This is a genomic window from Mesorhizobium sp. M1A.F.Ca.IN.020.04.1.1, from assembly GCF_003997315.1.
Classification (GTDB): domain Bacteria; phylum Pseudomonadota; class Alphaproteobacteria; order Rhizobiales; family Rhizobiaceae; genus Mesorhizobium.
Genome location: NZ_RZSN01000196.1, coordinates 1 through 9,718 on the forward strand (window position 1 = coordinate 1; position 9,718 = coordinate 9,718).

The 9,718-nt window shown below is 65.1% G+C and carries 10 protein-coding genes; 1 reads left to right on the top strand and 9 read right to left on the bottom strand.

The features are described 5' to 3' along the window. Window positions 1–85 precede the first annotated feature (85 nt). From plsX to EOA49_RS27210, 3 genes are all read right to left on the bottom strand, one after another. Complete coding sequence (plsX, locus tag EOA49_RS27200; RefSeq protein ID WP_067000757.1) at window positions 86–1,156, bottom strand: phosphate acyltransferase PlsX; 1,071 nt, start codon at window positions 1,154–1,156, stop codon at window positions 86–88. 130 nt (window positions 1,157–1,286) lie between these two features. Then, window positions 1,287–1,835, bottom strand: a complete 549-nt coding sequence (locus tag EOA49_RS27205; protein WP_067000755.1) for a DUF177 domain-containing protein — start codon at window positions 1,833–1,835, stop codon at window positions 1,287–1,289. An 11-nt stretch (window positions 1,836–1,846) separates the two neighbouring features. Next, complete coding sequence (locus EOA49_RS27210; protein ID WP_127243456.1) at window positions 1,847–2,389, bottom strand: ubiquinol-cytochrome C chaperone family protein; 543 nt, start codon at window positions 2,387–2,389, stop codon at window positions 1,847–1,849. Between the two features lie 117 nt (window positions 2,390–2,506). Here EOA49_RS27210 and EOA49_RS27215 point away from each other — a divergent pair, with 117 nt between their 5' ends. After that, complete coding sequence (locus tag EOA49_RS27215) at window positions 2,507–3,022, top strand: outer membrane protein assembly factor BamE (RefSeq protein WP_127241759.1); 516 nt, start codon at window positions 2,507–2,509, stop codon at window positions 3,020–3,022. A 139-nt stretch (window positions 3,023–3,161) separates the two neighbouring features. On the opposite strand, the gene EOA49_RS27220 is transcribed toward EOA49_RS27215, so the two are convergent. The 6 genes from EOA49_RS27220 to ribD form a co-directional block, all read right to left on the bottom strand. Next, window positions 3,162–5,303, bottom strand: coding sequence for a sodium-translocating pyrophosphatase (locus EOA49_RS27220; RefSeq protein ID WP_067330052.1), 2,142 nt, complete (start codon window positions 5,301–5,303; stop codon window positions 3,162–3,164). A gap of 235 nt (window positions 5,304–5,538) precedes the next feature. Then, on the bottom strand, window positions 5,539–6,759 hold the full coding sequence (locus EOA49_RS27225) for an MFS transporter (RefSeq protein WP_127241758.1): 1,221 nt from the start codon (window positions 6,757–6,759) through the stop codon (window positions 5,539–5,541). After that, window positions 6,756–7,250 carry a transcription antitermination factor NusB gene (gene nusB / locus EOA49_RS27230; protein ID WP_095824739.1) on the bottom strand — a complete coding sequence of 165 codons (495 nt, stop codon included), beginning with the start codon at window positions 7,248–7,250 and terminating at the stop codon, window positions 6,756–6,758. The genes EOA49_RS27225 and nusB overlap by 4 nt, the downstream gene beginning before the upstream one ends. Next, complete coding sequence (ribH, locus tag EOA49_RS27235; protein WP_067000738.1) at window positions 7,247–7,741, bottom strand: 6,7-dimethyl-8-ribityllumazine synthase; 495 nt, start codon at window positions 7,739–7,741, stop codon at window positions 7,247–7,249. Before ribH ends, nusB begins: the two co-directional genes overlap by 4 nt. Window positions 7,742–8,028: 287 nt before the next feature. After that, on the bottom strand, window positions 8,029–8,646 hold the full coding sequence (locus EOA49_RS27240; RefSeq protein WP_095801276.1) for a riboflavin synthase: 618 nt from the start codon (window positions 8,644–8,646) through the stop codon (window positions 8,029–8,031). Between the two features lie 61 nt (window positions 8,647–8,707). Beyond that, on the bottom strand, window positions 8,708–9,718 hold a 1,011-nt coding region (ribD, locus tag EOA49_RS27245), incomplete at its 5' end, for a bifunctional diaminohydroxyphosphoribosylaminopyrimidine deaminase/5-amino-6-(5-phosphoribosylamino)uracil reductase RibD (RefSeq protein WP_127243457.1).

Sequence of the window (9,718 nt, forward strand, 5' to 3'; positions counted from 1 at the left end):
GGCCGAGGAATAGGAACGAACCTTGATCAGATCAGTTGTGCGCGGCACCGCTGCCGCGCACAACTGATCTGATCAAGGTTCGTTCCTATTCCTCGGCCTCGACGGCGACGCCGGATTTCCTGTTTGCCTGGGCAGTCGGATTGCGCGCATGGAACAGATCGAGATCGGCCTCGATCCGGTCAAGCAGATTGTTGCGCACCATGTCGTAGCCGAGCTCGATCGCCGCGGCAAAGCCATCCGAATCGGCACCGCCATGGCTCTTCACCACAATGCCGTTCAGGCCCAGAAAGACGCCGCCATTGGAGCGGCCGACATCCATCTTTTCGCGCAGCCGGTCGAAGGCACCTTTGGCAAACACGTAGCCGATCCTGGCCATCAGCGTGCGGCTCATGGCGGCCCGCAAATAGCCCGCGATCTGCCTTGCCGTGCCCTCGGCGGTCTTAAGTGCGATGTTGCCGGCAAAGCCCTCGGTGACGACCACGTCGACCGTGCCCTTGCCGATGTCGTCGCCCTCGACGAAGCCGCGATAGTTCATCGAGGCCATGTTGGCCTCGCGCAGCATGCGCCCGGCCTCCTTGACTTCCTCCTGGCCCTTGATCTCCTCGACACCGACATTGAGCAGGCCGACGCTCGGCCGCTCGATACCGAACACCGAGCGCGCCATTCCGGTGCCCAAGATGGCGAAATCGACGAGCTGATGCGCATCCGCACCGATGGTGGCGCCGACATCGAGCACCACGCTCTCGCCGCGCGTCGTCGGCCAAAGCGCCGCGATCGCCGGGCGGTCGATGGTGGCCATGGTGCGCAGGCAGAATTTCGACATCGCCATCAACGCGCCGGTGTTGCCGGCCGAGATGCAGGCCTGCGCGGCGCCGTTCTTCACCGCCTCGACCGCTTTCCACATCGACGATTTCCAGCGGCCGTGGCGCAGCGCCTGGCTCGGTTTGTCGTCCATCCTGACAGCGATCTCGCAATGGACGAACTCGCTCACCTCGGCGAGCTTGGGAAACTTGGCCAGTTCGGGACGCACAGCGTCCTCGCGGCCATAGATGACGAAACGGATGTCAGGGCGGCGGATGGCGACCGTCATCAGCGCGGGGATGACGACGCCTGGTCCGTGATCCCCGCCCATGGCATCGATGGAAATCCTGATCACGCGGTGTTTTTCTCACGGTTTGCCTGGCTAGCGGCGGGCGCCTGCCGAGGTAAGGGGGCTCGCGAAGGTTCGGCGAAAATAGCGGTTTTGGGCTGCCGCACAACCAACTTTTCCAAAATCCAGGCCGCCTTCAGGATTTTCCGAGCAGCGAGCGCAGCTTTTTCTGGAATTCGCTTTCCTCGGGCTGATCGTCACCCGCGCCCTCGAGCGAGGCGCCGGGCTTGCGCGGATAAGGGTCGATCGCCAGGCCGAAAAACTGCTCGGCGAGCGCCCCGACATCGATGGTGTCGCCGGAAAAAGTTTCCGGGCTGTCGGGCCCGTCGGCGTCGAGGACGATCTCGCCGCCGCCGTCGAAGCCTTCGCGTCCGAGTTTCGACTGCTCCGGCAAGAACAGCGCCTCGACGGGCTCGTCGATGTGAGCCGCGACCGGATCGAGTGTGACGATGCAGGCCTGGGTGATGTCGGCTTCGACGCGGCCGCTGACCTTGACGCCGTTGCGTTTCCAGGACGCCACCAAGAGCTCGGCGCGATAGCTCTCGACGGAAAGCAGGTCATGTTCGGCGGCAAGCGCAGTGCGCTGCCTTTCGTCGGCCTCGATTGCAACCGGCAAACCCTTTTGCGGCAGGCGGGCGACATTGGCGACAAAGGATACGGGGCTCTGCGGTTCGGCGTGCTTCATTCTCGCCTCCTTCAGCTGGCTCCGGCGACCGGGAACGCGACGGCGCCAGCCATGATCGATTCGGTCGGCTGAGCGGCAAGCTGCCCGGTCGCCGCGCTAACATAATTCGCCAGCAGCGACGCCTCAGGCCATTCGCCGGCATCGGGCCTGACATTGCGGGCGAGCGCCACGGCAAGCGCCGCGCCGTCGTCGTCCCGCAAGGCTTCGTCGTAGGCCGCAGTGCGGCCATAGAACATCTTTGCCAGCTTCTTCATGCGCTTCGGCACGCCGACATCGCTGATGCCGAGTTCCCTCAGCGAATGGTCGACATCGAGGAAGAACTCGTCGATCAGCACCTGAGCGATCTCGGCCGCGGCTCCGCCCTCGCCGCGCAGCCGGTGCTGGATCAGGTACATATGGAGCGACAGCATCTCGAAGCGGCCGAGCGGCGTATCCGGCACATTCCAGTCGGAATAAAACACCGTTTGCCGCGCCGCCGCCACGATTTGTGCGTAGAGCGCCTCGGTGATGGCGCGGTTGGCGTGACGTTCGCGACCAAAAAGGCGCTGGAACATTGAGGGTGGTCTCCCGGGGACCTTTTGTTTGATTTGGCCTTGTTGCATCGGCATGCAAGCTGGTTTACCGGTTTTGCGGCCCAGCGCAAGCTGCGGGGATGTGATGGAGAATTGTTGTTGGGTGCGCTGAAATTCAAGTCGTTTTTCATGCCTGTGCGGGCGGGCGTGGCCACTCTGCTGGTGGCGGTATCCGCGCTTTCCGCCTGCAATTCGTCCAAGATGTTCGGTGATCTGCGTCCGAGCGAGACGCTGACGAAAGGCTACGTCATCGACCAGGCGGCGATCGACTCGGTGCCGGTCGGATCGAGTCGCGAGCAGGTTCTTCTTGCGCTGGGCACGCCGTCGACGACGGCGACCTTCGACAACGAGGCGTTCTATTATATCTCGCAGACGCGCAAGCGCTACGTCGCCTTCGACAACCCGCGCATCGTCGACCAGCACGTGCTGGCGGTCTATTTCGGCGCCGACGGCCGCGTCGCCCAGATCGCCAATTACGGCCTGAAGGACGGCAAGGTCTTCGACTTCATCTCGAGGACGACGCCGACGGGCGGCAAGGACCAGAACTTCCTCAGCCAGATCATCAACGGCGCCAGCAAGCTGGCGCCCGGGATCCCGGGCGGCGGCACGCCCTGAGTTCGCTGTCAGCGACGTCCACGGACCAAGACCCGCCGAATCCGCTTCGGCGGGTTTTTTGTTTCGCCGAAACGGCTTGGCCGTAAACAAAACCCGCGGGATCGCTCCCGCGGGTCACTTGGTGCAGAAAGAATGTGGCTCAGCCGTGCGCGAGCACGGCCAGGAGCAGCAGCGCCACGATATTGGTGATCTTGATCGCCGGATTGACCGCCGGGCCGGCGGTGTCCTTGTAGGGATCGCCGACGGTGTCGCCGGTGACCGAGGCCTTATGAGCCTCGGAGCCCTTCAGGTGCTTGACGCCATTCTTGTCGGTAAAGCCGTCCTCGAACGACTTCTTGGCGTTGTCCCAGGCGCCGCCGCCGGAGGTCATCGAGACGGCGACGAAGAGGCCGTTGACGATGACGCCGAGCAGCGAGGCGCCAAGGGCCGCGAAGGCCGAGGCCTTCGAGCCCGAGATCAGGAGCACGCCGAAATAGACGACGAGCGGCGCCAGCACCGGCAGCAGCGACGGGATGATCATTTCCCGGATCGCTGCCCGGGTCAGCAGGTCGACGGCGCGCGCGTAGTTCGGTTTCGAGGTCCCGGCCATGATGCCCTTGTCCTCGCGGAACTGCTTGCGCACTTCCTCGACGATCGAGCCCGCCGCGCGGCCGACGGCGGTCATGGCGATGCCGCCGAACAGATACGGAATGAGGCCGCCGAAGATCAGGCCGGCAACGACATACGGGTTGGAAAGGTCGAAGGAGATCTCGCCCATGCCCTGGAAGTACGGGTACTTGTCGCCATTGGCGGCAAAGAACCTGAGGTCGTTCGAATAGGCGGCGAACAACACCAGCGCGCCGAGGCCGGCGGAGCCGATGGCATAGCCCTTGGTCACGGCCTTGGTGGTGTTGCCGACCGCGTCGAGCGCGTCGGTGGAGTGGCGCACTTCCTTGGGCAGGCCCGACATTTCGGCGATGCCGCCGGCATTGTCGGTGACCGGGCCGAAGGCGTCGAGCGCCACGATCATGCCGGCGAGACCGAGCATGGTGGTGACGGCGATCGCAGTTCCGAACAGGCCGCCAAGCTGGTAGGTGGCGATGATGCCGCCGACGATGACGATGGCCGGCAGCGCCGTCGATTCCAAGGAGACCGCGAGGCCCTGGATGACGTTGGTGCCGTGGCCGGTCACCGAGGCCTGGGCGATCGAATTCACCGGGCGCTTGTTGGTGCCGGTGTAGTATTCGGTGATCACCACGATGAGGCCGGTCACCAGAAGACCGATCAGGCCGCAGATGAACAGGTTCTTGCCGGTGATGACGATGCCGGCGACGGTGCCGACCTCTCCCCAACCGAGAGTGGCCGAAGTAGCGACGGCCAGGCCGACGATCGACAGCAGGCCGGTGACGATCAGCCCCTTGTAGAGGGCGCCCATGATCGAGCCGTTGGAGCCGAGCTTGACGAAGAAGGTGCCGACGATCGAGGTCAGGATGCAGGCGCCGCAAATGGCGAGCGGATAGAGCATGGCGGCGCCCAGCACTGCAGTGCCGCCGAAGAAGATTGCGGCCAGAACCATGGTGGCGACGACCGTCACCGCATAGGTCTCGAACAGGTCGGCGGCCATGCCGGCGCAGTCGCCGACATTGTCGCCGACATTGTCGGCGATGGTGGCCGGGTTGCGCGGATCGTCCTCCGGAATGCCGGCTTCCACCTTGCCGACGAGGTCGCCGCCGACGTCGGCGCCCTTGGTGAAGATGCCGCCGCCGAGACGGGCGAAGATCGAGATCAGCGAGGCCCCGAAGCCGAGCGAGACCAGCGCGTCGATGACGATGCGGTCGTTTGGCTGCAGGCCCATTGGGCCGGTCAGGATGAGGTAATAGATGGAGACGCCGAGCAGCGCCAGGCCCGCCACCAGCAGGCCGGTGATGGCGCCCGACTTGAAGGCGATGTCGAGGCCGGCGGCCAGGCTGTTGGAAGCGGCCTGCGCGGTGCGGACATTGGCACGCACCGAGACATGCATGCCGATGAAGCCGGCAGCGCCCGAAAGCACGGCGCCGATCAGGAAGCCGATCGCGGAGGTGATGGAGAGCAGCCACCAGGCGAGAAGAAGCACGACGATGCCGACGACGGCGATGGTGGTGTACTGGCGCGCCAGATAGGCTTGAGCACCTTCGCGAATGGCGGCGGAGATTTCCTGCATGCGCTGGTTGCCCTGATCGGACGCCAGGACCGATCGTGTCGCCCAGATGGCGTACAGGACTGACAGCAAGCCGCAGGCGATGACGGCGGTAATGATGGTCATTGCCGAATTTTCCTCGATTGATGGCCCAGAAGAACCCCTCCCTGGGCCGTTGGGACGGAGATGAACGCCGCACACGGAATCCACCCCTTGACTAAGGTGTATGCGAAACAGGGCTGGGAACGTCAAGATATTGTTCGGTTTTTGCCCGGCTTTCGCCGGAAAGACGAACGCCGCGACTCACCGGCAGGGGCCGCCGTGCATTTAGATCGATTGCGCGCCGGCAAACGGCGCAATGTCAGTCGGCGCGGCGCAAGCCCGGCAGCTTCAGGGTGCCGAGCGCCAGGAAGCAGAGCACAACGACCGGGAACACGATCCAGTTCAGCATGGTCCAGCCCCAGGCATTGTAGACCGCGCCCGACATCAGCGAGGCGAAGGCGACGGAGCCGAACAGGACGAAGTCGTGGAAGCCCTGCACCTTGCCTTTTTCGGATGGATGGTAGCTCGCGGCGACCATGGCGGTCGCGCCGATGAAACCGAAATTCCAGCCGAGGCCGAGCAGGATCAGCGCGGTCCAGAACTGCCATAGCGCAAGGCCTGAGAGCGCCACCACTGCGCAGGCGATGAGCAGCACCAACCCAATGGCGACGATGCGCTCGGCGCCGAAGCGGTGGATCAGCGAACCGGTGAAGAAGCTCGGCCCGAACATCGCCATAACGTGCCAGGAGATGCCAAGCGTGGCATCGTCGGTCGAAAGACCGCAGCCGACCATGGCGAGCGGCGCGCCGGTCATGACGAAGCTCATCAGCGCATAGCTGCCTACGGCGCAGAACAGCGCCGCGACGAAACGGGGTTGGGTGGCGATCTCGACCAGCGGACGTGCGTCGCTTGCGGCGGCTTCGGCGGCGCTGCTCGTCCGCCTGGACGTATGCAGGAAGGAAAGGATAATCGCGCCTATGGCGGCCAGCACCAGGATGGAGGCGAAGGATCCGGCAAACATCACCGGGGCCAGAAGGTCGCCGGTGTAGATGACGATCTGAGGCCCGAGGATGGCGGTGACGATGCCGCCAGCCAGCACGAAGGAGATGGCGCGCGCCTTGAATTGCGGCGGCGCGTTGTCGGCGGCGGCGAAGCGGAACTGCTGCACGAAGGCGCCGCCGACACCGATCACGCCTAGGCCAAAGGCGAACAGCCAGAAGCTCGCCTGAAAGAGCGCGAGCGTCGCGATCAGCCCGCCGAGGGCGGTGACGATGGTGCCGGTCATGAAGCCGCCGCGATGGCCGAGCCGGCGGATGATGGCGGCCGCCGGCAGGGCGCCGAGCGCAACTCCAAGGTTGAAGCCGGTGACCGGCGCCGTCGCCAGAGACTTGTCGGGGCCGAGCAGATATTGGCCGGCAAGCGCGCCGATGGAAATGGCGATCGGCGCGGCGGAACCGACGATCGCCTGCGCGGCCGCGAGGAGCACTGCCGTGCGGCGCGCTTCCCTGCCGGCGTCAGCGACGACTGCCGTGGCGGTCACGATGCGTCCTTGCCGCGACCCTCGCCCCGTACCCGGCGCGAGACACGGTCGAGCAGGGCGTTGACCAGCTTCGGCTCGTCTTCCTCGTAGAAGGCCTTGGCGATGTCGACATATTCCGACACGATCACGGCCACGGGCACGTCCTCGCGCTTCATCAGCTCATAGACGCCGGCGCGCAGGATGGCGCGCAGCGTCGAGTCCAGCCGCGACAGCGGCCAGTCGTCAGTCAGCGCCTGGCGGATGATCGGATCGATGGTCTTCTGGTTCTCGACGACGCCGGTCAGGATGGCGCGGAACCACTGCGGGTCGGCCTCGCGATAAAGTGCGCCGTCGACTTCCTTGCCGAGGCGGAAGGCCTCGTATTCGGCGGTGATCTCGAAAACACCGCTGCCGGCCACGTCCATCTGGTAGAGCGCCTGGACGGCGGCAAGACGGGCGGCACCGCGCTTGTTGGCATGGCGCGCCGCACCGGTCTGGGCAGGATCGCTCACGATTGGGCTCCGAATTTCTCTTTGAGCGCGATCATGGTCAGCGCCGCGCGGGCGGCAAAGCCGCCCTTGTCGCCTTCGGTGCGCTTGGCCCGCGTCCAGGCCTGCGCATCGTTTTCGGTGGTCAGGATGCCGTTGCCGATCGCGACCGCTTCCTGCACGGAAAGATCCATCAGCGCACGGCTCGATTCATTGGCGACGATGTCGAAATGATAGGTGTCGCCACGGATGATGGTGCCGAGCGCGACGAAGCCGTCATAGTGTACGCCGCCCTCGCCGGCACCGTCCAGCGCGAAGGTGATGACGGCCGGAATTTCGAGCGAGCCAGGAACAGTCACGACGTCATAGGTGGCGCCGGCCTCGTCCAGCGCGCTGGTCGCGCCTTCGAGCAGCGCGTCGGCGAGGTCGTCGTGGAAACGCGCCTCGACGATAAGCAGATGCGCCTTCGCCTGCGGACGAATGAACGCTTTGCCGTGTTGGGATATGCCTGCCATAAACGTCTCCGGGGGGGTTGCCGGTGACTTAGGCCGAAGCCGGATCGATCGCAAGCACAAGATTGCCGCCCGACACAGGTCCAGCATCTCCCGACAGGCCCAGATCCCAAGCATCGCGATCTTCCGGGGCTTTCTTCAGCTAGCAGGCGAAGCCTCGAGGATCGAGATCGGTGCTCGAGGGTGCCGATCACCCCGCTCAAGCTTCAGTCCGAGAAGGGAGGCTGAGGCGCCGGCGCGACCTGGCACCTCAGCGATCCGCGCCGCCCCCCGGAACCCCTCGGCTGCGCTCAAAGCCCCTGTTTCGCCGCCTCGGCTAAGCGCGCGGCATAACGGGCCATGGTATCGATCTCGATGTTGACGCGGTCGCCAGCCTGGCGCTCGCCCCAGGTGGTGACGCTCAGCGAGTGCTGGATCAGAAGCACATCGAAGCGCGTAGCTTCGACCTTGTTGACGGTAAGCGAGGTGCCGTCGAGCGCGACGGAGCCTTTCGGCGCGATGAACTTCGCCAGGTGACGCGGCGCCTCCAGCGTGAAGCGCACGGCATCGCCCTCTTCCCTGCGCTCCACGATTTCCGCCGTGCCGTCGACATGGCCGGAGACGATATGGCCACCGAGCTCGTCGCCGATCTTCAGCGCCCGTTCGAGATTGATCCTGGTGCCCGATTTCCAACCGGATGCAGTCGTCAGCCTGAGCGCCTCTTCCCAGGCTTCGACCTCAAACCAGCGCGCGTTCGAGCCGTTCTCGGGCAGCGCCGTCACGGTCAGGCAGACGCCGCCGCAGGAAATCGAAGCGCCGATCGCGATCGTTTCCGGGTCATAGGCCGTGTCGATGCGCAGGCCGACGCCTTCGCTGAGCGGCTTCACCGAAGCGACAGTGCCGACATCCGTAACGATTCCCGTAAACATCAGATCGTGTCTTCCAGTTTGACCATGCTCTTATCCGAAAACCATTTCCCACTTTTTGGGATCATGGTCTTACCCACTCGGCATAGCTGTCCTCGCCGAAGCGCATCGCACGCAATTTGCGGAAACCCGGCGGGATATGCGCAGCGTCGATCGGCGAGGCGATACCATCCTCGCCGATCGCCTCCGGTCCCTGGAACAGGACGATGCGGTCAACGAGGTCTTCCGCCAGGAAGGCCTCGGCTACCTTGGCGCCGCCTTCGACCACCACGCTCGCCATGCCGAGGGCTGCAATATCCTCGAGCAGTTCCGGCAGGGCTACTTCGCTCTCGTAAGTTTCAGTGCCGATGAAGTGCACGCCCGCGCGTTCGAGCGCAGCCCGCCGCTGCGGGTCGGCCTCGGCGCATGCCGCGACATAGAGCGGGACACGATCCACCCCGGAAACGAGCTTCGACGACTCCGGCAGCCGGATCTGGCGATCGAGGATGATGCGAGCCGGGGAGCGGTTCTCCAACCCCGGCAGGCGCACGGTCAGCGCCGGGTCGTCCTCCAGCGCAGTGCCGATGCCGACGAGGATAGCGTCGGCCTCCGCGCGCATAAGATAGACTTCGCGCCTGGCGATCTCACCCGTGATGGCGACCTGGCCTGCGCCTTTCCGGCCGATCTTGCCGTCGCTCGAAAGCGCAAGCTTCAGCGTCACTTCGGGACGTTTCTTCAAAGATCGAATCAGATAGCCGGCCATCTGCTCGGCGGCCTCTGTGGCGAGCACCTTCTCCACGACCTCGATGCCGGCGGCGCGCAGCATGGCGTAACCCTTGCCGGAAACGCGCGGATCGGGATCGCTCGCGGCGCCGACGACGCGCGCAATGCCGGCATTGACCAGCGCGGTGGCGCAAGGCGGCGTGCGGCCGTGATGGGCGCAGGGCTCAAGCGTCACATAGGCGGTGGCGCCGCGGGCCAGTTCGCCGGCCTCGGCCAGCGCCTCGGTCTCGGCGTGCGGCCGGCCGCCGACAGCAGTGACGCCGGTGCCGACGATCATCGGGCCGGCGCCGTCGTCGCGCACGATGATGGTGCC